Genomic DNA, 24657 nt, shown 5'->3' with positions numbered 1-24657 from the left:
AGGTAACACGCATCCTGCGACGCATGGTCCCGCGCGTCGCAAGTTAGCCGCATTCCGTAAGGCTGGAAACACTGAAGGACGGCGCTGATACACCTTTTCAACCTGCATCAACGTCTACGCGTAAATCGGAGACGTCCTATATCGGTTGTATCTCTTCCGTGTTAGTCATCGGCGTTGGCGAGTGCGTCCAGAACCAGTCAGGTCGAAATACCAACCTTGTGAGTTGCTGGCGCAGCATCGCGGCGGGTCACGGCGACCACAGACGGGGCCTGGCGGGGCGCCTGCGCTGCCTGAATTGCCATCATTACCCGCCAGGTAATCGTCATCCCTCGTCATCCATGCTGTAATACCACGCATGGAAACGCTGACCCCCGCCTCAGAAGCCACCCTCGACTTCCCCGGCCTGCTGCGCTACTGGCGCGGCAAGCGCGGCTACAGCCAGCTGGCGCTGTCGCTGGCCGCAGGGGTGTCGCAGCGGCACATTTCCTTCCTTGAATCCGGGCGCGCCCGCCCGAGCCGCGAAATGGTGCTGGCGCTGGCCGAGCGCCTGGGCGTGCCACTGCGCCAGCGCAACCGCTTGCTATTGGCCAGCGGCTTTGCCCCGGCCTACAGCGAGCACGCGCTGGCCTCGCCGCCGCTGCAGATGGTGCAGCAGGCGATCGCACTGATCCTGGCCAAGCAGGAGCCATACCCGGCCGTGGTGCTGGACCGCTTCTGGAACCTGGTGGATGCCAATGCGGCCTACCGCGGCATGCTCGACACGCTGCTGGGCGGTCGTCCGCCGGCGTCGCTGGCCGAGGACACGCGCCGCATCAACCTGATGCTGACGGTGTTCGACCCCGACGGCCTGTGGCCGGTTATCGAAAACGCGCGCCAGGTCGGCCGTTACCTGTTGCGGCGCGTCTGGCAGGAACTGCAGGTGCAGGCGCACGACCAGACCGCGCGCGAGATATTCGGGCGCATTGCCGACTGGCATCCGGACATGGTGGGGCCGGGCGGCGTGCTGCTGCCCGAGGACGACGGCGCCGATGGGCCGCCGCCGCCGTTGCTGCCGGTGGTGCTGCATGCCGGCGCGTTCCGGGCGTCGCTGTTCTCGACGCTGACCACGCTCGGCATTCCGCAGGACATCACGCTGCAGGAACTGCGCATCGAATGCTTCTTTCCGGCCGACGACGCCACGCGCACCCTGTTCGAAACGCACAGCGGGCTGCGGCATCTGTCCGTCAGAAGCGGTAGCGCAGGTAGATGACGTGGAAGCCGGTGCCAGGATTGGGCTCCTTGATGCCGGCATTGGACAGGTGCTGGTAACGGTAGCCCGCGGTAAAGCTCCGGTCCTTTCCAACTGTCACGCCGAGCCCGGCGTAGTCCGAAAACTGGAACGCGGTGGAAAACTTGTGGTCATCCGAGGTACGTGTGCTGGTCAGCAGCCGCGGACCGACCGACAACTCCAGGAAGGGCACCCAGGTATGCCGCCACCATGCGACCCGCACCACCGGCGAGGCGCCGAACTCCCACAGGTTGTTCGGGTTGTTGTCGCTGGTGCTGCGCCAATGCGCAACGTTGACCTCCCATTGCAGGTCCACCTGCCAGCCCTGCGGGTTGCCCCACGCAAAGCCTGAATCCCACTGCATGGCGACCTCCGCCTTCTGCACGTGGTGGGAATCGTCGAAGCCGTAGCCAAGCTGCACCGCGGGTGCCGCGAGGGCTGGCACAGACAGGCAACAGGGCAGGGCAAGCAGTCCGGCGATCGCTGCGCGATGCGCCCAGCGGCGCCGGTGGGTGGGTGAAGTCGGGGGCAAAGAAAAACTACTCGCACGGCTGTCTTGTCTGGCTTTTTGTTCTGGTCGGCGCATGGGGAGCACGTTGAAAAGATGCTGCGTTGTTGTCAGGCAAGGCTTGGGGCGGCCGCCGCTGGTGGCACCACATGCAGTGCCTCCTCCCCCATATTTGTAGTACAGGGCACGACACATTGCAGCAACCGCGTGTGTGGCCGACGCCGCGCAGCAACGGCGACAAAGTACCAGTAACAATCGTGCTAACATTCGCGGTCCGGTGCCGGCCGCATGGCCGCATCGGTGTCGTTACGTCTTCAGGGCGGGGTGAAAGTCCCCACCGGCGGTATGCCGCGGCGCGCAGTGCGTGTCCGGCGAGCCCGCGAGCGCTCGCATTCCCGTGCGAGGTCAGCAGACCTGGTGAGAGGCCAGGGCCGACGGTCATAGTCCGGATGAAAGAAGATGGGCGGAGCTTGCCCGCGCGGCCTGGCGTCTTGCCTGGCCTTGCGGTTCGCCGTTGCCTTGCGCCTTGCGCAGGGCATGGTTGCTCGCGCGTGCGCTTCTGGCGCGGCGTGCAGGCGCTGCGGCTCCGTTGATCCTTCCCCTGGAACGCCCATTGTTGCTGAACCAGGAGCGTTTCATGTCTAGCCTTTCCACCGAAGCTGTTACACCCGAGGTGTCCGCGGATCTAGCCGTTGATACCGATGCCCGTTCCCTGGCCGTGCGCATCGCGCAGGCGCTGGACGCCATGCGCGAAGGCCGTCCGGTCGTGCTGCTCGACGATGACGACCGCGAGAACGAGGCCGACCTGATCCTGGCCGCCGAGCGCCTGACCCAGGCCAATATGGCCATGATGATCCGTGAATGCAGCGGCATCGTCTGCCTGTGCCTGCCCACGGGCAAGGTGCGCAGCCTCGGCTTGCGGCCGATGGTCGAGCACAACCGCAGCCAGTACGGCACGGCCTTCACCGTGTCGATCGAGGCTCGCGAGGGCGTCAGCACCGGCGTCAGTGCCGCCGACCGCATCACCACCATCCGCGCGGCCATTGCCGAAGATGCGGGCGCCGACGCGGTGGTCAGCCCCGGCCATGTGTTTCCGCTGGTGGCGCGCGACGGCGGCGTGCTGGAGCGCCGCGGCCATACCGAGGGCTCGGTCGACCTGGCCCGCATGGCCGGGCTGTCGCCGGCCGCGGTGCTGTGCGAGCTGATGAACCCGGACGGCACCATGGCGCGCCGCCCGGAGGCGCTGGCCTTTGCCGAGATGTACCGGTTGCCGGTGCTGACCATCGAAGACCTGGTCGCCTGGCGGCGCCTGCACGGCTGAAAAGGCCTTCCCAGCATGCATTGCGGCGCTCAAACCTGCCGGAATGCATGCATCCTGTGCGACAATGCGGATCGATTTTTCCCGTCTATACGAGGGCGATTCCATGACGTTCCGCTTTTTTAGGCACGCAGCCGCGCTGGCTGGTTGCATGTTCGGACTGGCCGTGCCGCTGGCGCATGCCGATGACGGCGCCGCGCTGGCCCCGTCCGCCGCTCCTATCGCTTCCGCTTCCGCCTCCCGCCCGGCCGCACCCGATCCCGGCGCTCCTGATCCGCAGCGCTGGCTTCCCCTGATCGGCGCCAATGGCTTGACCTCCTATTTCGACCAGGCCGCGGTGCGCCGCCAGGGCACCGAAGTCGGCGTGGTGGTGATGCGCAATTCGCCGTCCGGCCTGATCCGCACCGCCAGCGGCGACCCGATCCGCTCGTCACTCAAGCGCATGGTGCTGAACTGCGCCACGTCGATGTTCGCCGTGGTCGAGCAGACGCTCTATAGCAAGCGCTTTGCGCGCGGCGACTCGCTCTATACCATCCGCGCCCCGCAGTACGGCACCTTCCAGGTCGCCGGCCCCGGCACGATCGCCGGGGAGCTGCTGCGCAAGCTGTGCCGGTGAACTGAACGCCGCAGGGCGCTCCATCGTGCCATCTCAGGGTTTGTCCCGGTCAACGGCGAACGAACCCTCCTCGTTGATGCTGATGACGGGACGCGAGCCAATGGCGTCCGTTGTGGCAGGCATTGCTGCTACCCCTACCAGCAGGGCAAACGAGGAGATGGAAATGAAGAAATGGATCGTCATGCTGTCGATGGCAATGTTCGGCGCGGGCGCGATGGCGCAGGCACCGGCAACGCCGGCCGCGCCCGCCACGCCGGCCGCGCCGGCAGCAGCGTCGACTGACAAGGCCGCGCCGGCCAAGGCAGACAGCGGCAAGGCCAAGGCCAAGAAGACCAGCGCCAAGAAAAAGAAGAACCACACCAAAGCCCCGATGACAAACAAAGGCGCCTGAGCGCGCTACCAATGGCGGCGGGCGCACGGCTCCCCGGCAAGCGGGGACGCAGGCTGCGCTCGTGACGGCCATGCCGCCAAGCAAGTAAAGGCTGGCCGCGCCGGCAGGGCGCGGGACCGCCGTGCATAGGGCAGCCTTGCGGCACGCATTGCGTGCTGTCCGGGGGGAAAGGGCAAGGGCTGCCCGGCGGATCGAAACAGGAGGCTTCGGCCTCCTTCTTTTTTGTCTGCCGCCGGCGTCGCCACGGCACCGGCTTTGCTGGTTTCCACCTCAGTCACGCATCGCGCGCCGCCGAACACGGCGTGAGCGCGAGCGGCGCGGCGCCGCTTATTCAGCTACGTGGCGCGACTTCCATTGCCCGTTGGACTGCTTGCAGAACCAGCCGCTCCAGTGCTCTTCGGCACTGCCGCGCTTGAGGTCCGACTTCAGGCGCCGGCAGGACTGGCCCTTGTCGGTCTTGCTTTCGACCGGCGTGATGGTGCCGTCGACCTGCAGGCGGCGCCCGGCGGCCGGGAAGGTCCATTCGACGGCCTGTCCATCGGCCGTATCGTTCAGCGCCTTGCGTACTGATTTGGCCAGCGACGCGCCTTCCTTGTCGTTAAGCGTGCCGATGATGGTGCCGGTCAGGTAATTGTCGAAGTACGCCTGCGCCGGTGCGGCGGCTGCCAGCAGCAGGGCGGCACCGAGTGCGCCGGCGATGGCGGTACGCAGGGCGGGGCGGGCGATTGCGTCGGATTGCCGAGGGAGCATGACCATTCCTTATGGCGTCGTGGTGGCGTTTGGGTGGCATTGTAAGCGCAATGCGGGTGCGCGGCGCGCGCGGGGCGGTTGACACCTGCCTGGCCCTGACCTAGCGTTGATTGCTGCCCCGCGCGCTGCGTTGGCCAGCAGCGGCGCACGCTGTGCCCTATACACGGCAGGCGCCTTACCTGCGAGAGGAGATCCCCATGAAGCTGCGCTACCTCACCATCGGCCTGGCCGCCGCCTGCGCCTTCGGCACGTTGCACGCACAGACCGCGGGCAAGACCGATAAATTCAACCCGTACACCGACGGTGCCAAGCAGGACAAGTTCAATCCCTACACCGACGGCGCCAAGCAGGACAAATTCAGCCCGTACTCGGATGGCGCAAAAAGCGATAACACGAACTCGCTGAACCCGGGCGCGCGTCCCGACCAGCTGGAGCCGATCCAGGGTGGCGCGCAGAAGTCTTTTGACTCCTACAGCCAGGGCGGCATGAAGAGCGGCAATTTCGATCCGTATTCCGAAGGCGCCAAGAGTGGGAAGTTCGATCCGTACAGCGACGGCGCTAAAAAGTAACAGTGTGTTAACCAGGTCGGGTGCCACCCGGCCCGGATCTCAGCCAGGCGAGCGCGGCCGGCAGGTGCCGTTCCCGCCGGCGCCCGGGGCGGTGTGACCCCGGCGCCCGGAAACCCTTGCCCGGAGCGGCTTTCGAGCAACCTGGCCAACATTTTGTTTCAAACCTTGCGTGATCGAAACGTGACTTCTACGTTTCAAATTGCTATGGTTTATTGCGCATCGCAACAAACCGGACACAGTGCCCCGCGGGACGTCTGCCCCGGCTGTTCTTCCCCGTTTCCGGGTCTCGCCACTCAGCGCTGGGCCCACCTCTTGCTGTGTCCTCCTTCGTTCTGACCGCCGATGCCGGTCACGCCGACTCAACCGCTCACCCTGGCATACATGTCACAGATCGCCACGCCACGATTGTCCGAACCGTTTACCTTGCCCGCCGCCGGGCCGGGTGCCCGTCGCCGCGCGGCGCGGGCCGGTGTGCGGATCGCGGCCTGGCTCGGGGGCGGGGTGCTGGCGCTGTGCGCGATGGCGGCCCATGCGTTCGACTTCGACACGGTCGCGGCGCGCGCGCGCCAGTTGGCAGTCGCGCCCTACAAGGCGCCGCCGCAGAATCTGCCGCGCGAACTGCGCGAGCTTTCCTACGAGCGCTACCGCGAGATCGAATACAAGCCCGAGCGCTTTGCCTGGCGCGGCACGCGCTCGCCGTTCGAGCTTTCGTTTTTCCACGAAGGCATGGTGTTCGACCAGCCCGTGCGCATCCATGAAGTGGTGGGCAACAGCGTGCATGAATTTCGCTTTGACCCTTCCGCGTTCAACTACGGCCCGCACAAGGTCGATGCCGCCAAGCTCAAGGGGCTGGGCTATGCGGGTTTCCGCATCCTGTATCCGCTGAACCAGGGCAAGCGCAAGGATGAACTGGCGTCGTTCCTCGGCGCGAGCTACTTCCGTGCGCTCGGCAAGGACCAGTGGTACGGGCTGTCGGCTCGCGGCCTGGCGGTCGATACCGCGCTCAACTCGGGCGAGGAATTCCCGCGCTTTGTCGAATACTGGATCGAACGTCCGGGCCCCAATTCCAAGGACATCACGATCTACGCGCTGATGGATTCGCGCCGCATGAGCGGTGCGTACCGCTTCACCATCAAGCCCGGCGCCGAGACCGCGATGGAGGTCAAGGTGCGCCTCTACCTGCGCGAGAACGTGACCAAGCTGGGCCTGGCGCCGCTGACCAGCATGTTCCTGTACGGCGAGAACCAGCCGTCGGCCACGCAGGATTTCCGGCCCGAGGTGCATGACTCGGACGGCCTGTCGATCCAGCTGGGCACCGGCGAATGGGTCTGGCGTCCGCTGGTCAATCCCAAGCGCCTGCTGGTGACCTCGTTCGCGGCGTCCAATCCGCAGGGATTCGGGCTGATGCAGCGTGACCGCAGCTTCAACAATTACCAGGAGATCGGCGCCTGGTATGAGCGCCGGCCCAGTGGCTGGGTGCAGCCGCGCGGCAACTGGGGCTCGGGCCGGGTAGAGCTGGTGCAGATCCCGACGCCGGACGAGACCAATGACAACATCGTCGCGTACTGGGTGCCAGACAACCCGCCCAAGCCGAAGCAACCCTTCGACTATGAGTACCGGCTGCTGTGGCAGAAGGACGGCGAACAACAGCCGCCGCTGTCGTGGGTGACCCAGACCCGCCTGGGCCAGGGCCAGACCCGCGACAAGGAGGACACGAGCTTTTCGCTGGTGGTGGACTTCGAAGGCCCGGCCTTCCGCAAGCTGCCGGCGGACGTGCGCATCGACCCGGTGGTTTCGGCCGATGCCAACGGTGAACTGCTGAAAACGTCGGTGCAACGCAATGATGCGACCGGCGGCTGGCGCATGACCATGGTGATGCGCCGCAAGGACGAAACCAAGCCGGTAGAGTTGCGCGGCTATCTTCGCAACGGCAATACAACCCTGTCCGAGACGTGGAGCTACATCTTACCCCCAGGCTAAAGCAGCGACCGGCCCAGGCGGCGGCATGCGAGCGCTATGTCGACCGCCTGCCCGTATCGCCTGAAGTGCGCAGCGAACTGCTGGCGGACGGCCCCGGCATGGCCGCCGCACCGGTCGTGCCGGTGACTTCCGTTGCCCCGGTGATCCCCGTCACCGTAGACGGGCGCGACGCGCAGGAAGCGATCTCGCGCCTGCAGGCGCGCCTGGCCGCCAGGGACACGCCACCGGCGCAGGGCAGCAGCGCGTATGCGTCAGTGGGCCGGCGCTTCACCCTTGCGTATGGCAATCCGCAGGTTGACGGCGCGCCGCTGCTGCAGCGGCGCGAAGACGGCACCGTGAAAGTCGATACCGGCCCCGAACCCGAGCGCAGCTCGATGGTGCCGCGCCAGTGGCCGCCGCATATCGTCACGGGCTGGCTGCGCAATACCTGGCGCCGCATGCTGGGCCGCCCGCCCGTGCCCGAGACCTGGGACACGCTGCATGACGGCCCCGACGCCGAAGGCAAATGGCACCCGGCAGGCTCGCACCGCCGCTGGTTCCTGCTGGGCCTGGTCGTGATGCAGACCGTGCTGGCCACGTACTTCATGACCAATGTGCTGCCGTACCACGGCACGGACCCGCTGGAAATTGCCATCCTGGTGCTGTTCGCCATCCTGTTCTCGTGGGTATCGGCCGGCTTCTGGACCGCGATGATGGGCTTCCTGGTGCTGGCCAAGGGCGGCGACCGGCACCTGATCTCGCGCTCCGCCGCTCCGGATGGGCCGATCGTGCCCGAGGCGCGCACCGCGATCATCATGCCGATCTGCAATGAGGACGTGACGCGCGTGTTCGCGGGCCTGCGCGCCACCTATGAATCGCTGGCGCGCACCCCGCATCTGTCCAGTTTCGACTTCATCGTGCTGTCGGACAGCGGCAACCCTGACCTGCGCACCGCCGAGCATGATGCGTGGATGGAACTGTGCCGCGCCGTCGGCGGCTTCGGTCGCATCTTCTACCGCTGGCGCCGCCACCGCGTGAAGCGCAAGACCGGCAACGTGGCCGACTTCTGCCGCCGCTGGGGCAGCAAGTACCGCTACATGGTGGTGCTCGATGCCGACAGCGTGATGAGCGGGGACTGCCTGGCCACGCTGGTGCGGCTGATGGAAGCCAACCCCGGCGCCGGCATCATCCAGTCCGCGCCGCTGGCGGTGGGCCGCGAGACCCTCTATGCCCGCGTGCAGCAGTTCGCCACGCGCGTGTATGGCCCGCTGTTCACGGCCGGCCTGCACTACTGGCAGCTCGGTGAGTCGCACTACTGGGGCCACAACGCCATCATTCGCGTCAAGCCGTTCATCGAACACTGCGCGCTGGCGCCGTTGCCCGGCCGCGGCCCGCTGTCGGGCGAAATCCTGTCGCACGACTTTGTCGAAGCCGCGCTGATGCGTCGTGCCGGCTGGGGCGTGTGGATCGCCTACGACCTGGAAGGCTCGTACGAGGAACTGCCGCCCAACCTGCTGGACGAGGTCAAGCGCGATCGCCGCTGGTGCCAGGGCAACCTGATGAATTTCCGGCTGTGGCTCAAGCAGGGCTTTCACGTGGTGCACCGCGCGGTGTTCCTGACCGGCATCATGGCTTACCTGTCGGCACCGCTGTGGCTGCTGTTCCTGCTGCTGTCCACCGCGATGCTGGCCAAGCACGCGCTGGTGCCGCCGGAATACTTCACGCAGCAATACCAGCTGTTCCCGACCTGGCCGGAATGGCATCCGGAAAAGGCGCTGGCGCTGTTCTCGGCCACCGCCACGCTGCTGTTCCTGCCCAAGCTGGCGAGCGTGGTGCTACTGATGAAGCAGGCGCGGCGCTACGGCGGCGCGGTCCAGCTCTTTGCCAGCATGCTGATCGAAGTGCTGCTGTCCGCGCTGCTGGCGCCCACGCGCATGCTGTTCCATACCAAGTTCGTGATCGCCGCGTACAGCGGCTGGGGCATCTCCTGGAAGTCGCCCCCGCGCGAAGACGCCGAGACCACCTGGGGCGAAGCCTTCCGCCGCCACGGGTGGCATACGGCGCTTGGGCTGGCATGGGGCGGACTGGTCTACTGGCTGAACCCGGCCTATGTGCTGTGGCTGCTGCCGATCGTCGGTTCGCTGGCGCTGTCGATCCCGCTGTCGGTGATGCTGTCGCGCGTGTCGCTGGGCCGTGCCTCGCGCAACGCGGGTTTGTTCATGATCCCCGAGGAAACGCTGGTGCCGCGCGAGATCGTCGAGACCCAGCAACATGTCGAAAACGCAGCCGAGACACCGGACTTCGTCGATGCCGTGGTGGACCCGGTCACCAATGCGCTGATGTGCGCGACCGCCACGCCGCGCATGGTCCAGCCGGAGCCGACGCGCACGCGCCACGAGTCGCTGGTCCAGCATGCGCTCACGCACGGCCCGCGCGCGCTCACGCCCGCGCAGAAGCATGTCTTGCTGGGCAATCCGTTCGCGCTGGCGCGTCTGCATGAGCTGGTGTGGGGCTCGCCGCTGGCCGACGCGGGCTGGAAGGACACGCGCATCCTGGTGCGGCGTGCCGCCAACGTGCTGCCGCTGCGCCCGCGCGCTGCCTGACCGAAGCTGTCCGGAACAACAACGGCCCGCAGATGCGGGCCGTTGTTCATTGCGCGGGCGGCGTGGCGGGCTGCTTCAGATGCAACCGATTCTTGTTTGTGTTGGCGTCTTAACGCAGCGCGGCCGTGCAGATGGGGGCGTTGATATAGACGTCGCCGATGCGGCGCTCGCCGCGGTCCTTGCGCGTCATGTAGCGGAACATCAGGCTGACGCCAAGCTTGGTCAGGATCTCGACGTCGCGGTTCGCGCAGATATTGCGCTGCAATGGCGCGGCGTAGTTGACCTCGAAGCTGGCCAGGTCCAGCATCGGCCCGCGGTAGTTGGTGAGTTCCAGCTGGAACAGCACGTGTTTGCCCGGAATCGACTGGCACCGGCGCAGGCGCGTCTCGCCGTCGATCTCGATCGGCAGGGCGTCGTTGAGCTGGCGGCAGGCGCGCGCCAGCACGTTGTCGGGGCGCGTGGTGTTGCGCAGCAGTTCGGGCACGCCGGCGGCGCCGGTGTTCTGGCCGGTGGCGGCGCCCTTGAGCATGCGCGACAAAGGGTCGGCTTCATCGATCACGGGGGCAGGCACCGAGGCTGCGGCGTTGCGCAACTGCGCCGACGCGGCCCAGGCCGTCAGGGGCAGCGGCAACAGCAGCGCGGCCGCAAGTGCGGCCAGGCCAAGCGAAGCGGAAAGCGGCGTGTGTCGTATTCTCATGCAGGCTAACGTTGCCGGGACTGATACGGTCGTCCCTCTCTGCGAGGCCGACGGCGAGTCTTACGCCGACAGGCTGGCATTGTACCCTCCACCTTGCCGCACATGAAAGCCGCGCCCCAGGCAATGACCCAGGCAACGCTGTTTTTGTTGAGGCCATGACCGCGAGGCCATGACACCACTATTCACCAATACCGCCAGGCTTGCCAGCTTCATCGGACCCGACTTTGACAGGGGCAATCTGGCAGGGCAGTTTTTCTGAACGACTGTTTCAAAACGCTGAACTCCGGCGCCGGGCTGCTTTCGTTATCGTGTGCAACAATTGCGCCTTTGCAGGGGTTGCCTGTGCGGACCGGCCGCGCAGGACAACGCCATTGCCCGGATACTGTCTCCCATGCCTCATTCCCCGAGCGCTGCCTCTTCGGCGCGTTTTCCTGCCTGGCTGCTGATCTGCGGCTCGCTGATGGCGATCGCGCCGCTGTCGATCGACATGTACCTGCCGAGCTTTCCGGCGCTGGCGGGCGATCTTGGCGTCGACATCGGCCAGGTCCAGCTGACGCTCGGTACGTTCCTGGTCGGGCTGGCGCTCGGCCAGGCCTTCTATGGCCCGTTCAGCGACCGCTTCGGGCGCAAGCCGCCGCTCTACGTCGGGCTGTGCCTCTATGTGCTGGCCGCCGTCGGTTGCGCGCTGGCACGCAACGTGGAGTCGCTGATGCTATGGCGCTTCCTGCAGGCACTGGGCGGCTGCGCCGGCATGGTGATGGCGCGCGCGGTGATTCGCGACCGGCTGGAGGCGCATGAATCCGCGCGCGCGTTCTCGTCGCTGATGCTGGTGATGGGGGTCGCGCCGATCCTGGCCCCGATCATCGGCGGCGCCATACTCACCGTGTCGGGCTGGCGCGCGATCTTCTGGGTGCTGGCGGGGGCCGGGCTGCTGATCCTGCTGCTGGTCCACCTGCGCATGGAAGAGTCGCTGGACCGGCGCCATGCGGCGCCGCTGCGGCTCGGCACCGTGGCGAAGAGCTACGCGGAACTGCTGCGCGATCGGGAGTTCCTGGGTTATTCGCTGTCTGCGGGTTTCGGCTCGGCGGGCATGTTCGCGTATATCTCCGGCTCGCCGTTCGTGCTGATCGAACTGCACGGCATTGCGCCGTCGCACTACGGCTTTGTATTCGGCACCAATGCGCTGGGGCTGATCACGATGTCGCAGCTCAACGCCAGGCTGGTGCGTGGGCGCTCGCTCGATCATGTGCTGGGCGGCGCGCTGCTGGCGGCCTTTGCCGCGGGCCTGGCGCTGGCGGTTGCCGCGCTCGCGGGCGCGGCGGTGTTGCCGGTGCTGCTGGCCGGCTTCTTCATCTTTATCGGCGCGCTCGGCTGCGTATCGCCGAACGCGTCGGCGCTGTCGCTCGCCCATCAGGGCCACCGCGCCGGCACGGCCTCGGCGCTGATGGGCACGCTGCAGTTTTCACTCGGCACGCTCGGCGGCGCGGCGGTCAGCGTATGGCGCGACGGCACCGCGCTGCCGCTGGGCGTGGTGATGGCGGCATGCGGCGCCGGTGCGGTGCTGATGCGCTACTACGGGCGCTCCGGCGCGCGCTGATACCGGCTGTGAGCTGTCGTCAGGCCGCTTGTTGCGCGGCGGCGGCCTGCTGCGCGGCAGCCTGTTGCACCACCACCATCTGCGCCGGCATCGGTGCGGCATAGCCGGCCTGGCCGAAGCACTCGCGGATAACTCGGTTGCTGTCGAAATAGACTTGCCAGTAGTGGTCGTTGTGGCAGTGGGGGCGCACCGCCAGCACCGGGCCGACCAGCGTGAACTCCAGGATCTCGACGTCGACCGCGGGCTCGGCCAGCACGTTCGGGATCTCCGCGATCCGGGCCTTCAGCAGCGCTGCCGCATCGACCGCGTCGGTGCTGCCGGCAAGTTGCGCCTTGAGGTCCACGCGCCGGTACGGGTTGGCCGTGAAGTTCTGGATGGTGTCGCCGAAGATCTTGTTGTTGCCGACCACGGTCTGGACATTGTCCGGCGTGTCGAGCGAGGTCGCGAACAGGCCGATCTCGCGCACGGTGCCGGTCACCCCGCCGATCGTCACGAAGTCGCCCACCTTGAACGGACGCAGTACCACCAGGAAGGCGCCGGCGGCGAAGTTCGCCATCAGCCCCGACCAGGCCATGCCGATGGCCACGCCCGCGGCGGCGATCAGTGCGGCGAAGGTGGTGGTCTGGATGCCGAAGAAGCCGAGGATGCCAATCACCAGCACCACGTTCAGCGTCACGGTGACGATCGAGCCGACATAGCGCAGCAGCGTGGGATCGACCTTCTGCTTGCCGAGCGCGTTCTGCACCATGCGCACGACAAAGTGGATCAGCCAGCGGCCGACGACCCAGAAGGCAAGGGCCGCCAGGATCTTTACTCCGAATTCTGTCGCGTAGCTGACAACCAGGGTCTTGAGGTTGTCAAAGGTAGAGGCATCCATCGGCGTATTCCTTTCGTGTTGGTGTAACCGGCCAGCCGCCGACCCAACCTCCCTCAAACCAGCCGGCTGCTGCGTGAGAGCCCTGCGCGCTGTTGCGGCGCAATACGTGGCACGGCAATTATTGAGACGCCGTGCCGGGAAGTGCAAGCAAATAATTGTTAAGACAAGCTGCGTTGCGCAGCTTGTCTGTTGATATCAGATAGCGCTGACGGGCATTACCAGTTGGTTTCCCGCTCGGGGGTTGCTGAGATCCGGTGCAGCGTCAGGTCGGCACCGTTGAATTCGCCCTCGGCATCGAGCCGGATGCCAACCAGCTTTTTCAGGGTGCCGTATACCAGCGTGCCGCCGACCAGCGCCACCACGATGCCGAGCACGGTACCGAGCGCCTGCGCGCCCAGCGACACGCCGCCCAGTCCGCCCAGCGCCTTGGCGCCGAAAATACCCGCGGCAATGCCGCCCCAGGCACCGCAGAGCCCGTGCAGCGGCCAGACCCCGAGCACGTCATCGATATGCCATTTGTTCTGCGCCAGCGTGAACATATAGACGAAGAGGGCGCCCGCCACCGCACCGGTGACCAGCGCGCCGAGCGGGTGCATCAGGTCCGAACCCGCGCAGACCGCCACCAGCCCGGCCAGGGGGCCGTTGTAGGAAAAGCCCGGGTCATTGCGCCCGGCCGCCCAGGCCGCCAGCGTGCCGCCGACCATGGCCATCAGTGAGTTGATCGCCACCAGGCCGCTGATCTTGTCGACCGTCTGCGCGCTCATCACGTTGAAGCCGAACCAGCCCACGGCCAGCACCCAGGCACCCAGCGCCAGGAAGGGAATGTTCGACGGCGGATGGGCGCTGATGCGGCCATCCTTCTGGTAGCGCCCGCGCCGCGCACCCAGCAGCAGCACCGCGGGCAGCGCGATCCAGCCGCCCAGCGCGTGGACCACCACCGAGCCGGCAAAGTCGTGGAAGGGCGCGCCGGCCACGTGCGCGATCCAGTCCTGCACGCCGTAGCGCTGGTTCCAGGCAATGCCTTCGAAGAACGGGTAGACAAAGCCCACCAATACGAACGTGGCGACCAGTTGCGGATTGAAGCGCGAACGCTCGGCAATACCGCCCGAGATAATCGCCGGAATGGCCGCGGCAAATGTCGCCAGGAAAAAGAACTTGACCAGTTCGTAGCCGTTCTTCTGGACCAGTGTTTCCGCGCCGGAAAAGAACTGCACCCCGTACGCAATGGTGTAGCCGATAAAGAAGTAGGCGATGGTGGAAACCGCAAAATCCACCAGGATCTTTACCAGCGCGTTGACCTGGTTCTTCTTGCGCACCGTCCCGAGCTCCAGGAATGCAAAGCCGGCGTGCATGGCCAGCACCATGATGGCGCCAAGAAGGATAAACAAGGCGTCGGTGCCGGTCTTCCAGTTGTCCATAGTGACCTCATGCTCAAAATGGGCGCATGGGTATGCAAAAAGCGTTCCAGAGAGAGCTGCATCGTGGTGCCGATTGCACCGTGCTGGGTAAAAACCGCACCGGAATGCCGCACTCAGGCTGCTCCCCGGGGCGGAGCCCATGGGGGGCCAGGCATTTGCCGGAGTCCGGATGCGCCAGAATGGAGCCTCCCGACCCGGCAGCACCGACCCATTGTGGTGCGTTGCCCCATTTGTGGGCATTTGTCCTATGCTTGGCGATTGTGGCCGCTGCCCGGGCGGGTACGGCCCGGCCACGGCAAAGCTGACATCTGGCAAGCGGAAACAGCGTGGGAAAATGCCCGCTAACCGGCCTCAAGCAAGGATTTGCGGGTTTTTTTGTCGCATTGGTGCCACTGGGGATTGCTCAACGCGCAACGGGCAGATTAGACTGCGCCGATCGATGGCTTGCTGCGAGGCGCGCACATCGGTGACGACGACCAACAAGGGAAATCAGCCATGAATAAAGGTGAACTGGTATCGGCCATCGCCGCGGAAGCAGAACTGAGCAATGCCGCCGCCGAGCGTGCGCTCAACGCAGCGCTGGACAGTATCAAGAAGGCAGTGGCAAAGGGTGATTCGGTGACGCTGGTGGGCTTTGGCAGCTTCAGCGCCGGCAAGCGCGCTGCCCGTACCGGCCGCAATCCGCGTACCGGCGAAACCATCAAGATTCCGGCCGCCAAGACGGTCAAGTTCTCGGCCGGCCAGGGTTTCAAGGACGCGGTGAACAAGAAGAAGTAAGCAGTTTTGCGTCCAAAGTGAAAGAAGCGGCCTGGCAGGCCGCTTTTTTTTGTTGGCGGCATGGTTTGCCGGACGGCGTTGCCGCCGGCAACAATGGCGGAGATCCGGGTTAAACTGCCGGCGCCCCCATGCCGGCAATTCCGCCCCCGCAATCTTTGTATCCCGCATCATGAACGACCTGTCCCACCAGCTTTCCATGACCGTGCTGATGACGCCGGACATGGCCAATTTCTCCGGCAACGTCCACGGCGGCACCATCCTCAAGTACCTGGACATGGTGGCCTACGCCTGTGCCAGCCGCTACGCCGGCCGCTACGTGGTTACGCTGTCGGTTGACCAAGTGGTGTTCCGCCAGCCCATCCACGTGGGCGAGCTGGTGACCTTCCTGGCCTCGGTCAACTACACCGGCCGCAGCTCGATGGAAATCGGCATCAAGGTGGTGACCGAGAACATCCGCAGCAAGCTGGTGCGCCATACCAACAGCTGCTACTTCACCATGGTGGCCGTGGACGACAACGGCACCCCGGCCGAGGTGCCGCCGCTGGAGCCGCGCGACGAGGCGGAGCGCCAGCGCTTTGCCGCCGCGCAGCAGCGCCGCGCGCTGCGCCAGGAAATGGAAAAGCGCCACGACGATATCAAGGCGTCGGTGAACTGAGTATCGATGAATCCCGATCGAGCCATGAAGCGCCATCGCAACCACATCCGTGCCATCCTGGCCGCTGCCTGCGTGGCCGCGGCCACGGGCGCCAATGCCGAGGAAATCGGCAGCGTCAGCACTAATTTCCGCGTGACGGGATCCGACAAGGTCGTGATCGAGGCCTATGACGACCCGCAGGTGGACGGCATTACCTGCTACGTGTCGCGTGCCCGTACTGGCGGGATCAAGGGCCAGCTGGGGATGGCGGAAGACCCGCCGGAGGCCTCGATCGCCTGCCGGCAGGTCGGCACCATCAGCTTCAAGGGGCCGATCAGGCAGCAGGACAACGTCTTCTCCGAGCGCATGTCGATCCTGTTCAAGGCGCTGCACGTGGTGCGCGCCGTCGACCGCAAGCGCAATACGCTGGTGTACCTGACGTATTCCGATCGCATCGTCACCGGCAGCCCGCAGAACAGCGTGACCGCCGTGCCGGTGCCGGCCGGCACGGTGATCCCCGTGAAATAGCCCTTCGGTTATGGGCGGATACGAGCGTATCAGGGCGCCAGCGCCGCGCTTTCCGCCTGGCAGTCGCGCGACGGCCGCGCGCCGCTGGCGCGTGCCGCCGCCACTTCACGGCGGGCCTGTTCCAGGTCGGCGCGGAAGGTGGGATCGGCATTCAGCCGCGCCACGGTGGCCGCGGCCATCATGCGGCCCTCGTTGACATCGCTCTGCCAGTGCACGTTGCACACGACGCGGCTCTGGCCAAAGGCACGCCCGCGCGCCAGGATCTCATTGGCGCGTGCCGGCTCGACTTCCGTCAGGATCAGTGCCCAGGCCCAGCCAATGGCGCTGTGGCCGGACGGGTAGGAGCCATCCTTTTCCAGCTTGGCGGCCTCGGCCGGCGTGCACATCTGGGTCTTGTTGGCCACGAAGGGGCGGGTGCGCTGGTAGTGGTCCTTGGCCTTGTACGTGGACAGGCCGGCATCGACCAGGCTGCGGCGCAGCAGGATGTTCAGGTATGGCGTCTCCTTCTCGCTGACCGGCACGCCCAGCGCGCATGAGAAGGCGCCGGCGGCCTGCGGAAACGTCAGCACGGCATCCTCGCCAGCCATTTGCCAACGGGGCGAGCCGTGCAGCGTGCCGGCCTGCCGCGCCGCATCCACATCCAGCGCCAGCGCGGCCGAGCCCTGCGCCGGCGGCGCGGGCAACAGCTTCAGGCTGTCCGGGCGCGCGTCGGCCGCCAGGTAGCCGGCCGGCACGCCCGGGCGCAGTTCCGGCACCGCGGACAGGTTGGTGCCCCCGGCGGCGCAGCCTGCCAGCAGCGCGGATAGCGCCACGGCGCTGATGGCCCGCCCGGGGTTGGACAGGGTCGGTTTCCGCTTCGCTTGCTCCATCAATTTGTCGATCCTTGTTGTTGTGTCGATTCCGGCTTGTCTCGATTCCAGCTTAAGCCGCCGCGTCGAACAGCTTGCGCAGGTTCGACTTCATGATCTTGCCATTGGCATTGCGCGGCAGCATCTCGTGGTAGATCAAGATACGCACCGGCACCTTGAATGCCGCCAGCCGTTCGCCGACGAAATCCTGCAGCTCGGCTTCGGTCACGTGTATGCCAGGCTTCAGGCTGACCACGGCGGCTGGCTCTTCGCCCAGCGTCCTGTGCGCAAGGCCAACCACCGAGGCGTCCATGACTGCGGGATGCTCGTACAGCGCGCTTTCGACTTCGATGCAGTAGATGTTCTCGCCGCCGCGGATCAGCATGTCCTTCATCCGGTCGACGATATAAACGTAGCCTTCTTCGTCCAGCCGCGCAATGTCGCCGGTGCGCAGCCAGCCATCGACAAAGGTCTGCGCGGTGGCCTCGGGCTTGTTCCAGTAGCCGCGCACGACATTGGCGCCGCGCGCCATCAGCTCGCCGGTTTCGCCGGGCGGCAGCGCCTGGCCGTGTCCGTCGACCACCTTCATCTCGCCGATGGGCAGTGCCGGGCCGCTGCTGTCCGGGCGCAGCACGTATTCCTCGGCGCTGTGGCTGGTGAAGGTGGATGAGGTTTCCGTCATGCCCCAGCCGATGCCGGGGGCGGCCAGCGGGAATACCTCGCCGATGCGCCGTACCAGTTCGGGCGAGGCCGGCGCGCCGCCGTAGTTCACGTTCTCCAGCGAAGACAGGTCGAAGCGGCTGCGCTCCGGATGCTCCAGGATCTGCCACGCGATGGTGGGCACGCCGCCGGCCGCGGTGCAGCGCTCGCGCTCGATCAGTTCCATGCCGCGCAAGGCGTCCCAGCGATGCATCAGCACGATCTTGCCGCCGGTGGCGATGGCGCCGTTGAGGGCCGCCATGCAGCCGGTGACGTGAAAGAACGGCACCGCCAGCAGCATGGCCTTTTGCGGCGCGGCGGGGTCCGGGGCGGGAATCGGCTCGCCCCGGCGCAGCAGGTTGCGGACCGGGCTGAAGCTGCCGGCAACCGCCACCGTGGTGGAGTTGCGATGGGTGCCGAGGGCACCCTTGGGTTTGCCGGTGGTGCCCGAGGTGTAGAAAATGGTGGCGTCGTCGTCGGAATCGATATCGACCTGCGGCGACGGCTGGTCCGGCAGCGACGCCCAGCCCGACGATGGCCCGATCGCGCTTTCCAGCGCCGTCACGCGCGGATCTGCCAGCGTGGCGCCGGCACGCGATACGTAGATACGTTCCAGCGCCGGGCAGCCTGGCAGGTGTTCAAGGATGCGGTCGAGCCGTTCGGCATCGACAATCGCCACGCGGCTGCCCGAATCGGCCAGCCCGTATTCCAGCTCCTGGCCGGTCCACCAGGCATTGAGCGGCGTCACGATGGCTCCGGTCAGCAGCGCGCCATAGAATGCCACCGGCCATTCCGGCAGGTTGCGCATGGCCACGGCCACACGGTCGCCCTTGCGCACGCCATCGCGCACCAGCGCATGGGCCATGGCGATGGCGGCGCGCAGGAAGGCGTCGTAGGAGACGCGCTCATCCTCGTAGACCACAAAGGTGCGCCCGGCAAACGTGCGCGTGGCCAGCAGCAGTTCGCGCAGCGTGGGCGGTGCGTTCTTCCAGACCGTGGTGGGGATGCCGCGGATCACGCGCGTTTCGGTTTCGAACGGCGCGCCGGGCGCGGTAAGCCGGGCGTGGGCCTCGGCCAGGGACATGACCGGCCAGGTGCCGGCCGACTGCGGATTGCTTGACATGGACTGCCTCCCGGAACTGCACTGCAGGTTGGGGGAAATGCAGGAAAGCGGCGGGCGCCGGCCACGGCCGGCGCCCGCGCAACGCTTGCGTCAGAAGCTCAGATGGTCACGCCGCCGTCCACGACCATGGCTTGACCGGTCATGAAGGTGCTGGCCGCGGAGGCCAGGAACACGGCCGCGCCGGCGATCTCGACGGGCTCGCCGATGCGGCGCAGCGGGGCGCCCTGGGTGGATTGCTTGTAGCGCTCGGGGTCTTCCCACAGCGCGCGCGCGAAGTCGGTCCTGATCAGCCCCGGTGCGATGCAGTTGACGCGCACGTTGTGCGGCCCGAACTCGACCGCCAGGTTGCGCGCCAGCTGGAAGTCGGCAGCCTTGGAGATGTTGTACACGCCGATGGTGGGCGAGCCGCGCAGGCCGCCGATCGACGACACGATGATGATCGAGCCGTCCTTGCGGTCGATCATCTGCGGCGCCACCATCTGGATCAGCCAGTGGTTGGAGATGACGTTGTTGTCCAGCACCTTGCGGAACTGGTCGTCCGACACGCCGCTCATGGGCCCGTAGTACGGGTTGGACGCGGCATTGCAGACCAGCACGTCGATCTTGCCGAACGCGCGGTTGGTCTCGTCGACCAGGTGCTGCAGGTCGTCCTTCGAAGAGATGTTGGCGGGGACCGCGATCGCGGTGCCGGCGCCGTGGCGGGCGTTGAGGGCATCCACCACTTCCTGGCAGGCCTCGGCCTTGCGCGAAGAAATCACCACCTTGGCGCCCTGTACGGCCATCTGCTCGGCGATGGCGCGGCCGATGCCGCGGGAAGAGCCGGTGACGATGGCAACCTTGCCCGTCAGATCGAACAATGACATGGAGTCTCCTGTATGACTGCACCGGCATCAGGGGCCGGCCTTGTGCTGGCGGCGGGTGCCGCACTGTGGTCCAGCGGACGCGCCCGCGGGCGGCATCGCCAGGACATTATGGTGGGGCGCAAGTGCCCAAGTCCACAGCGCCGGGTGCCGTGATCAGGCCATATCAGCATTCTTTCTGCGGGCAATGCGCGCCGTGCATGGCGCGCATGCTGCAGCGCGGAACCGCATGGTTCAGTTGCCAGAGGACGGCGTGGCGGGGACCAGCAACGGAGGCAGGGCAGCCATCAGGCCGCGCCGCAGGTCGTCGTCCAGCAGCAGGCCGAAGCGGTCGGACAAGACCTGTACGACGGCCTCGGCGGACGCCAGTTGCGTGTGCCGCACGCTGCCGTCCGGCGCGCGCTCGGCCAGTTCGCCGTTGGCCAGCGTCACGCGCGTGCCGCCGTCGGTGCGCGCGGCCATCAGCTGCTGCAGGAAGATGCTGTCCGGGTGCGTCGAGACATACCAGTTGCGCGGCACGAAATCGATCCACGGCTGGGGCGTCAGGTCGAAGCGGTAGACCTTGAGCCAGCCGGCGTCGCCGCGTACCTCCAGGTCGTAGCTGTGGAACGCGGTGGCGCCTGCCTGCGCCGGCGAAGGCGACAGCCGGTACGGCAAGCGGTCATCGACAGGCTCGGACAGCGGCATGGCCCGGAACGGCGTGGGGCCGCCGAAGCCGACATCGGCCAGGTAGCTGCGGTGCGCCACTTCCACGCGCAGCAGCAAGTGCGAGGTCACGGTCGGCACGTCATCGGGAACGCCCCAGCGCACGCGCGCGGCCAGTGGCGTCACCGCGTAGCCGAGTGCGCCGAGGCCGGCTGCCAGCAGGGTATTGAGTTCAAAGCAGTAGCCCCCGCGCCGGCGGGTCACCAGCTTGTCGAACACCGCGTCCAGTTCGATCCGCACCGGGCGGCGCAGCAGCGGATCGACGTTCTCGAACGGAATGCCGGCCAGGTGCGCGGCCAGCACGGCGTCCAGCGCCTCCAGCGTGGGCGAGGGCGGGGCGGGGATGCCCAGGCGCGCCAGCCAGGCGTCCAGTTGCGCTGCATCCAGGGTAGTCATGGTGTGCGGGGCTCCGGTGCGATGCGTTCAGTTGAGCGCTTCCAGCGCGGGCAGGTCGAGCAGCTCGATGCCGCCATACTCCAGCCGCAGCAGGCCGCGCGCTTCCAGCTCGCGCAGCGCGTGGTTTACGGTCTGGCGCGACAGGCCCAGCATCTGCGCCAGCTGCTCCTGCGGGATGCGCACGCGCTGCGTGGTCCGGGCCTGTGGCAGGTTGCCATAGCCGCGGGCGATCGCGGCCAGGCGTCGGGCGATGCGGGCCGCCGGCTGCAGCAGCTGCGCTTCCTCGACATAGTTGAAGGCCTGGCGCGTCTTGGCTGCCAGCAATTGCCCGAAGGCCTGCCACCACGCCGGGTGCTGCGCCAGGCGCCGCTCCAGACTGGCGCGCGGCACGTGCCACAGCACGGTGGCACTGACCGCGCGCGCGTCATGGGTGCGCGGCAGTCCGTCGAACAGGCAGATCTCGCCGAACCAGGTGCCGGGCTCCAGCAGGCCCAGCAACGCCGCCTTGCCCGATTCGCCACTGGCGTGGATCTGCATGGTGCCGCTGGCGACACAAAACAGGCCGTCGAAACGGTCGCCGCGGGCAAACAGGGTCTCGCCGGTCACCAGCCGGCGCAGGCTGCCATCATCGAGCAGCGCCTGGCGCAGGGCCGGCGGCAACTGGCTGAACCAGGCTCCGGCGCGGACGGCTGCGAGCGCATCGTCGCGCGGCGTCACCGTGCCGGGCAGTGCGGTGGCACGGTGCGAATGGGGGCGTTGCGGCGGGCTCGCCAGTCCCATGCCGGTCTCCTTTATCTGTACGGTGCCGCGTGTCAGCAGGGGCACACGATGGCACTCGGCACCCCGCGGACTGTCAAAAACCTGACAGACCGGTCGGTGCGCGCCCACTACTATAAATCCACATCGCGCCCGCTGCGCGGCAGCCGGCATCAGCGGGCAGCAGCCCTGCAACGCCGCGCGCGCACGCCTGCGCATACAAGGAGACGTCCCCGTGAAAACCCTGATCGAACACCTGGCCAATTACGCCGCCTACCATCGCGATCCGCGCAACGTCCTCACGCATTTCATCGGCATCCCGATGATCGTGCTGGCGGTGACGACGCTGCTGGCGCGCCCGGCGATGGCGCTGGGCGACGGTTCAGGCTACCTGACGCCGGCAATGCTGTTGTATATCCTGTCGTGCCTGTTCTACCTGCGCCTGTCGCTTGGCTTCGGGGTGGCGATGGCGCTGATCCTGGCGTTCTTCCTCTACGCCGGCTCGCACATCGCGGCGATGCCGACTGCCTGGTGGCTGGCACTCGGCCTCGGGCTGTTCGTGGCGGGATGGGTGATCCAGTTCATCGGCCACTATTACGAAGGGCGCAAGCCCGCGTTCGTCGACGACCTGGCCGGCCTGCTGATCGGCCCGCTGTTCCTGGTGGCTGAAACCGCCTTTGCGCTGGGCCTGGCGCGCGACACGCGCGACGCGATGGCCGCCCGCACACACTGATCAGGGCAGGCCCGCCGGCAGCCGCAGCCGGGCCGCCAACCCGCCCAGCGGGCTCGATGCCAGCGCCAGGCTGCCGTCATACATCGCGGCGATTTCCGTGACGATGGCCAGGCCCAGGCCGCTGCCGGCGGCGGCCTCGTCAAGCCGGCCAAAGCGGGCAGTCGCCAGCGCCCGCGCCTCGGGCGGCATGCCCGTGCCATCGTCCTCGACCAGGATTTCCAGCTCGCCAGCCGCCTCCCGCAGCGTGACGCGCACGCGCGTGCGCGCCCACTGGCAGGCGTTGTCGAGCAGGTTGCCGAGCATCTCGATCAAGTCCTGGCGATCACCGGCGAAATGCCCGGCACCCTCGACCGCCAGTTCCAGCGCCCGTTCACTGTGAAGCCGCCCCAGGGCGCGCGTCAGCTCCCGCACCGCGGGGCCGGCGTCGATGCGCTGGCCCCGCGCGGCCGCGGCGCCGGCGGCACGGGCACGTGCCAGGTGCCGATCCACCTGCCGGCGCATGGCTTCGACCTGGGCCGACACTGCCTGCGCCGCGGCACCCGGCAGTGCCGCGGCCTCATTGGCCAGCACCGCCAGCGGCGTCTTGACCGCATGCGCCAGGTCGGCGGCCTGCCGGCGCGAGCGCTCCAGCGCCTGTGTATTGCGCGCCAGCAGGGCATTGATCTCGGTCACCAGCGGGTCGACTTCAGTGGGCCAGTCGCCGCCCAGCCGGGCTTCGCGCCGCGCCTGCATCGCGCCCAGCGCGCGCCGCAGCCGCGCCAGCGGCGCCAGGCCAAACCGTACCTGCGCCGCCACGGCCAGCATCAGGCCCAGCCCGAGCGCCGTCAGCGACCACGCCAGCGTCTGGTCGAAGCTGCGGCGCGCGGCGCGCAGCTCGGTGCGGTCCAGCGCCACCGAGATCTCCACCGGCGTATCGGCGGACGGCAGCAGCAGCTGCCGCGACACCACCAGCAGCGACTGGTGGCTGGGGCCCGGGCGTACGTCGGCCTGGGCGCCGGCAAGGCGGCGTTCCACCGTTGCCGGCATTTCCGTATCCCACAGCGAGCGCGAGCGCAGCAGCGCGCCGGGTGCCCGCGCCTGCCAGTAGGCGCCGGAATAGGGCAGTTCGTAGCGGGGATCGGCGGGGCTGCGGTTGAGGACAAGCTTGCCATCGGCACTCCAGTCCAGGGCCGCGGCCAGGCTTGCCAGCTGATGGTCGAGCTGGCGCACATAGGTGTTGCTGACATGGCGCTCGAACAAGGTCGACAGCAGCCAGCCGCTGACACCAAGCGCGGCGGCCAGCCAGATTGCCGCCACCGCCAGCAGGCGCAGTGCGAGGGAACGGCGCAGGCGGGCGGGCATCTAGGACTGAGCGTCCGGCGGCGGGCGCAGCCGATAGCCCTGGCCGCGCGCGGTTTCGATCACGTCCACGCCGAGCTTGCGGCGCAGGCGGCCGACGAAGACCTCGATGGTGTTGCTGTCGCGGTCGAAGTCCTGGGCGTAGATGTGCTCGGTCAGCGCGGTCTTGCTGATGATCGCGCCGGGATGGTGCATCAGGTAGTCCAGCACGCGAAATTCATGCGCGGTCAGCACCACCGGCGCGCCGTCCACGGTGACCGTGCCCGCGCGCGGATTCATCCGCACCGGGCCGCATTGCAGCTCCGGGGCCGGCATGCCGTGCGCGCGCCGGATCAGCGCGCGGATGCGCGCCAGCAGCTCTTCCATGCGGAAGGGCTTGGCCAGGTAGTCGTCGGCCCCTGCATCGATGCCTTCGACCTTCTCGGTCCAGCTGTCGCGCGCGGTCAGGATCAGCACCGGCGCGTTGACCTGCGCGGCGCGCCAGCGGCGCAGCACCGAAAGCCCGTCCAGCCGCGGCAGGCCCAGGTCCAGGATGACCGCGTCGTAGGGCTCCTCCGCACCCAGGTGCCAGCCGTCCAGGCCGTCCGCGGCGGTGTCGACGGCATAGCCGGCGTCGGCCAGGCTCGCGCGGACCTGCGCGGCGAGCGCGGCTTCGTCTTCGACCAGCAAGATGCGCATCGGTGTCTCCGG

At 67.3% G+C, this 24657-nt stretch carries 24 protein-coding genes and 1 riboswitch; of the genes, 12 read left to right on the top strand and 12 right to left on the bottom strand.

Going from position 1 to position 24657, the window contains the following annotated elements:
- Positions 1-355 precede the first annotated feature (355 nt).
- Positions 356-1249, top strand: coding sequence for a helix-turn-helix domain-containing protein (locus tag ACZ5MJ_RS19415; RefSeq protein WP_464225239.1), 894 nt, complete (start codon positions 356-358; stop codon positions 1247-1249).
- On the opposite strand, the gene ACZ5MJ_RS19410 is transcribed toward ACZ5MJ_RS19415, so the two are convergent.
- Positions 1224-1712, bottom strand: a complete 489-nt coding sequence (locus ACZ5MJ_RS19410; protein WP_464225238.1) for an acyloxyacyl hydrolase — start codon at positions 1710-1712, stop codon at positions 1224-1226. The two genes, ACZ5MJ_RS19415 and ACZ5MJ_RS19410, sit on opposite strands and share 26 nt — an antisense overlap.
- 369 nt (positions 1713-2081) lie before the next feature.
- Positions 2082-2240, top strand: a riboswitch (FMN riboswitch).
- A 172-nt stretch (positions 2241-2412) separates the two neighbouring features.
- Between ACZ5MJ_RS19410 and ribB the strand changes: the two genes are divergently transcribed.
- The 3 genes from ribB to ACZ5MJ_RS19395 all read left to right on the top strand — a co-directional run bounded on the left by ribB (position 2413) and on the right by ACZ5MJ_RS19395 (position 4100).
- Entirely contained in the window at positions 2413-3096 is a 684-nt protein-coding gene (gene ribB, locus ACZ5MJ_RS19405; RefSeq protein WP_464225237.1) for a 3,4-dihydroxy-2-butanone-4-phosphate synthase, read from the top strand.
- Positions 3097-3199: 103 nt separating this feature from the next.
- Positions 3200-3709, top strand: a complete 510-nt coding sequence (locus tag ACZ5MJ_RS19400) for a surface-adhesin E family protein (protein ID WP_464225236.1) — start codon at positions 3200-3202, stop codon at positions 3707-3709.
- Positions 3710-3872: 163 nt separating this feature from the next.
- A complete protein-coding gene (locus tag ACZ5MJ_RS19395; RefSeq protein WP_464225235.1) occupies positions 3873-4100 on the top strand; it encodes a hypothetical protein in 228 nt (75 codons plus the stop codon).
- 327 nt (positions 4101-4427) lie between these two features.
- Here ACZ5MJ_RS19395 and ACZ5MJ_RS19390 read toward each other — a convergent pair whose 3' ends face one another.
- Positions 4428-4850, bottom strand: coding sequence for an RT0821/Lpp0805 family surface protein (locus ACZ5MJ_RS19390; RefSeq protein WP_464225234.1), 423 nt, complete (start codon positions 4848-4850; stop codon positions 4428-4430).
- Positions 4851-5047: 197 nt separating this feature from the next.
- On the opposite strand from ACZ5MJ_RS19390, the gene ACZ5MJ_RS19385 reads away from it, so the two are divergent.
- The 3 genes from ACZ5MJ_RS19385 (at position 5048) to mdoH (ending at position 9981) form a co-directional block, all read left to right on the top strand.
- A complete protein-coding gene (locus tag ACZ5MJ_RS19385; protein ID WP_464225233.1) occupies positions 5048-5419 on the top strand; it encodes a hypothetical protein in 372 nt (123 codons plus the stop codon).
- Between the two features lie 381 nt (positions 5420-5800).
- Positions 5801-7399, top strand: coding sequence for a glucan biosynthesis protein G (locus tag ACZ5MJ_RS19380; RefSeq protein WP_464225232.1), 1599 nt, complete (start codon positions 5801-5803; stop codon positions 7397-7399).
- The gene (gene mdoH / locus ACZ5MJ_RS19375; RefSeq protein ID WP_464225230.1) at positions 7372-9981 is read left to right on the top strand and encodes a glucans biosynthesis glucosyltransferase MdoH; all 2610 of its coding nucleotides are present in this window, start codon (positions 7372-7374) and stop codon (positions 9979-9981) included. Before ACZ5MJ_RS19380 ends, mdoH begins: the two co-directional genes overlap by 28 nt.
- 109 nt (positions 9982-10090) lie before the next feature.
- On the opposite strand, the gene ACZ5MJ_RS19370 is transcribed toward mdoH, so the two are convergent.
- Complete coding sequence (locus tag ACZ5MJ_RS19370) at positions 10091-10678, bottom strand: hypothetical protein (protein ID WP_464225229.1); 588 nt, start codon at positions 10676-10678, stop codon at positions 10091-10093.
- Positions 10679-11069: 391 nt separating this feature from the next.
- On the opposite strand from ACZ5MJ_RS19370, the gene ACZ5MJ_RS19365 reads away from it, so the two are divergent.
- Positions 11070-12275, top strand: coding sequence for a Bcr/CflA family multidrug efflux MFS transporter (locus ACZ5MJ_RS19365; RefSeq protein WP_464225228.1), 1206 nt, complete (start codon positions 11070-11072; stop codon positions 12273-12275).
- A gap of 19 nt (positions 12276-12294) precedes the next feature.
- Here ACZ5MJ_RS19365 and ACZ5MJ_RS19360 read toward each other — a convergent pair whose 3' ends face one another.
- Complete coding sequence (locus tag ACZ5MJ_RS19360) at positions 12295-13152, bottom strand: mechanosensitive ion channel family protein (RefSeq protein WP_464225227.1); 858 nt, start codon at positions 13150-13152, stop codon at positions 12295-12297.
- A gap of 215 nt (positions 13153-13367) precedes the next feature.
- Complete coding sequence (locus tag ACZ5MJ_RS19355) at positions 13368-14570, bottom strand: ammonium transporter (protein WP_464225226.1); 1203 nt, start codon at positions 14568-14570, stop codon at positions 13368-13370.
- 495 nt (positions 14571-15065) lie between these two features.
- Between ACZ5MJ_RS19355 and ACZ5MJ_RS19350 the strand changes: the two genes are divergently transcribed.
- The 3 genes from ACZ5MJ_RS19350 to ACZ5MJ_RS19340 all read left to right on the top strand — a co-directional run bounded on the left by ACZ5MJ_RS19350 (position 15066) and on the right by ACZ5MJ_RS19340 (position 16509).
- On the top strand, positions 15066-15347 hold the full coding sequence (locus ACZ5MJ_RS19350) for an HU family DNA-binding protein (protein ID WP_010814166.1): 282 nt from the start codon (positions 15066-15068) through the stop codon (positions 15345-15347).
- A gap of 169 nt (positions 15348-15516) precedes the next feature.
- Complete coding sequence (locus ACZ5MJ_RS19345) at positions 15517-16002, top strand: acyl-CoA thioesterase (protein ID WP_432260534.1); 486 nt, start codon at positions 15517-15519, stop codon at positions 16000-16002.
- Positions 16003-16026: 24 nt separating this feature from the next.
- Positions 16027-16509, top strand: a complete 483-nt coding sequence (locus ACZ5MJ_RS19340) for a CreA family protein (RefSeq protein WP_464226682.1) — start codon at positions 16027-16029, stop codon at positions 16507-16509.
- 29 nt (positions 16510-16538) lie between these two features.
- On the opposite strand, the gene ACZ5MJ_RS19335 is transcribed toward ACZ5MJ_RS19340, so the two are convergent.
- The 5 genes from ACZ5MJ_RS19335 to ACZ5MJ_RS19315 all read right to left on the bottom strand — a co-directional run bounded on the left by ACZ5MJ_RS19335 (position 16539) and on the right by ACZ5MJ_RS19315 (position 21920).
- A complete protein-coding gene (locus ACZ5MJ_RS19335) occupies positions 16539-17378 on the bottom strand; it encodes an acid phosphatase (RefSeq protein ID WP_464225223.1) in 840 nt (279 codons plus the stop codon).
- Between the two features lie 52 nt (positions 17379-17430).
- Positions 17431-19179 (bottom strand): class I adenylate-forming enzyme family protein, encoded by a 1749-nt coding sequence (locus tag ACZ5MJ_RS19330; RefSeq protein WP_464225221.1) that lies wholly within the window; start codon positions 19177-19179, stop codon positions 17431-17433.
- Positions 19180-19277: 98 nt separating this feature from the next.
- Positions 19278-20042 (bottom strand): SDR family oxidoreductase, encoded by a 765-nt coding sequence (locus tag ACZ5MJ_RS19325; protein WP_464225220.1) that lies wholly within the window; start codon positions 20040-20042, stop codon positions 19278-19280.
- A 231-nt stretch (positions 20043-20273) separates the two neighbouring features.
- A complete protein-coding gene (locus ACZ5MJ_RS19320; protein WP_464225219.1) occupies positions 20274-21140 on the bottom strand; it encodes an arylamine N-acetyltransferase family protein in 867 nt (288 codons plus the stop codon).
- A 27-nt stretch (positions 21141-21167) separates the two neighbouring features.
- Entirely contained in the window at positions 21168-21920 is a 753-nt protein-coding gene (locus ACZ5MJ_RS19315; protein WP_464225218.1) for a Crp/Fnr family transcriptional regulator, read from the bottom strand.
- A 211-nt stretch (positions 21921-22131) separates the two neighbouring features.
- Here ACZ5MJ_RS19315 and ACZ5MJ_RS19310 point away from each other — a divergent pair, with 211 nt between their 5' ends.
- On the top strand, positions 22132-22629 hold the full coding sequence (locus tag ACZ5MJ_RS19310) for an Mpo1 family 2-hydroxy fatty acid dioxygenase (protein ID WP_464225217.1): 498 nt from the start codon (positions 22132-22134) through the stop codon (positions 22627-22629).
- Here ACZ5MJ_RS19310 and ACZ5MJ_RS19305 read toward each other — a convergent pair whose 3' ends face one another.
- Positions 22630-23970, bottom strand: coding sequence for a sensor histidine kinase (locus tag ACZ5MJ_RS19305; RefSeq protein ID WP_464225215.1), 1341 nt, complete (start codon positions 23968-23970; stop codon positions 22630-22632). It abuts the gene before it with no gap.
- Positions 23971-24645: a response regulator transcription factor gene (locus ACZ5MJ_RS19300; protein ID WP_464225214.1), complete on the bottom strand. Its 675-nt coding sequence runs from the start codon at positions 24643-24645 to the stop codon at positions 23971-23973.
- Positions 24646-24657: the final 12 nt, after the last annotated feature.

The organism is Cupriavidus sp. LA-1, assembly GCF_055385985.1.
This window is presented reverse-complemented; position numbering and strand designations above follow the sequence as displayed.

Bases quoted from the DNA above. Each gene is read 5' to 3' on its own strand.
- ACZ5MJ_RS19415 (WP_464225239.1), top strand. From the start codon at position 356: ATGGAAACGCTGACCCCCGCCTCAGAAGCCACCCTCGACTTCCCCGGC.
- ribB (WP_464225237.1), top strand. From the start codon at position 2,413: ATGTCTAGCCTTTCCACCGAAGCTGTTACACCCGAGGTGTCCGCGGAT.
- ACZ5MJ_RS19400 (WP_464225236.1), top strand. From the start codon at position 3,200: ATGACGTTCCGCTTTTTTAGGCACGCAGCCGCGCTGGCTGGTTGCATG.
- ACZ5MJ_RS19395 (WP_464225235.1), top strand. From the start codon at position 3,873: ATGAAGAAATGGATCGTCATGCTGTCGATGGCAATGTTCGGCGCGGGC.
- ACZ5MJ_RS19390 (WP_464225234.1), bottom strand. From the start codon at position 4,850: ATGCTCCCTCGGCAATCCGACGCAATCGCCCGCCCCGCCCTGCGTACC.
- ACZ5MJ_RS19385 (WP_464225233.1), top strand. From the start codon at position 5,048: ATGAAGCTGCGCTACCTCACCATCGGCCTGGCCGCCGCCTGCGCCTTC.
- ACZ5MJ_RS19380 (WP_464225232.1), top strand. From the start codon at position 5,801: ATGTCACAGATCGCCACGCCACGATTGTCCGAACCGTTTACCTTGCCC.
- ACZ5MJ_RS19370 (WP_464225229.1), bottom strand. From the start codon at position 10,678: ATGAGAATACGACACACGCCGCTTTCCGCTTCGCTTGGCCTGGCCGCA.
- ACZ5MJ_RS19365 (WP_464225228.1), top strand. From the start codon at position 11,070: ATGCCTCATTCCCCGAGCGCTGCCTCTTCGGCGCGTTTTCCTGCCTGG.
- ACZ5MJ_RS19360 (WP_464225227.1), bottom strand. From the start codon at position 13,152: ATGGATGCCTCTACCTTTGACAACCTCAAGACCCTGGTTGTCAGCTAC.
- ACZ5MJ_RS19355 (WP_464225226.1), bottom strand. From the start codon at position 14,570: ATGGACAACTGGAAGACCGGCACCGACGCCTTGTTTATCCTTCTTGGC.
- ACZ5MJ_RS19350 (WP_010814166.1), top strand. From the start codon at position 15,066: ATGAATAAAGGTGAACTGGTATCGGCCATCGCCGCGGAAGCAGAACTG.
- ACZ5MJ_RS19345 (WP_432260534.1), top strand. From the start codon at position 15,517: ATGAACGACCTGTCCCACCAGCTTTCCATGACCGTGCTGATGACGCCG.
- ACZ5MJ_RS19340 (WP_464226682.1), top strand. From the start codon at position 16,027: ATGAAGCGCCATCGCAACCACATCCGTGCCATCCTGGCCGCTGCCTGC.
- ACZ5MJ_RS19335 (WP_464225223.1), bottom strand. From the start codon at position 17,378: ATGGAGCAAGCGAAGCGGAAACCGACCCTGTCCAACCCCGGGCGGGCC.
- ACZ5MJ_RS19330 (WP_464225221.1), bottom strand. From the start codon at position 19,179: ATGTCAAGCAATCCGCAGTCGGCCGGCACCTGGCCGGTCATGTCCCTG.
- ACZ5MJ_RS19325 (WP_464225220.1), bottom strand. From the start codon at position 20,042: ATGTCATTGTTCGATCTGACGGGCAAGGTTGCCATCGTCACCGGCTCT.
- ACZ5MJ_RS19320 (WP_464225219.1), bottom strand. From the start codon at position 21,140: ATGACTACCCTGGATGCAGCGCAACTGGACGCCTGGCTGGCGCGCCTG.
- ACZ5MJ_RS19315 (WP_464225218.1), bottom strand. From the start codon at position 21,920: ATGGGACTGGCGAGCCCGCCGCAACGCCCCCATTCGCACCGTGCCACC.
- ACZ5MJ_RS19305 (WP_464225215.1), bottom strand. From the start codon at position 23,970: ATGCCCGCCCGCCTGCGCCGTTCCCTCGCACTGCGCCTGCTGGCGGTG.
- ACZ5MJ_RS19300 (WP_464225214.1), bottom strand. From the start codon at position 24,645: ATGCGCATCTTGCTGGTCGAAGACGAAGCCGCGCTCGCCGCGCAGGTC.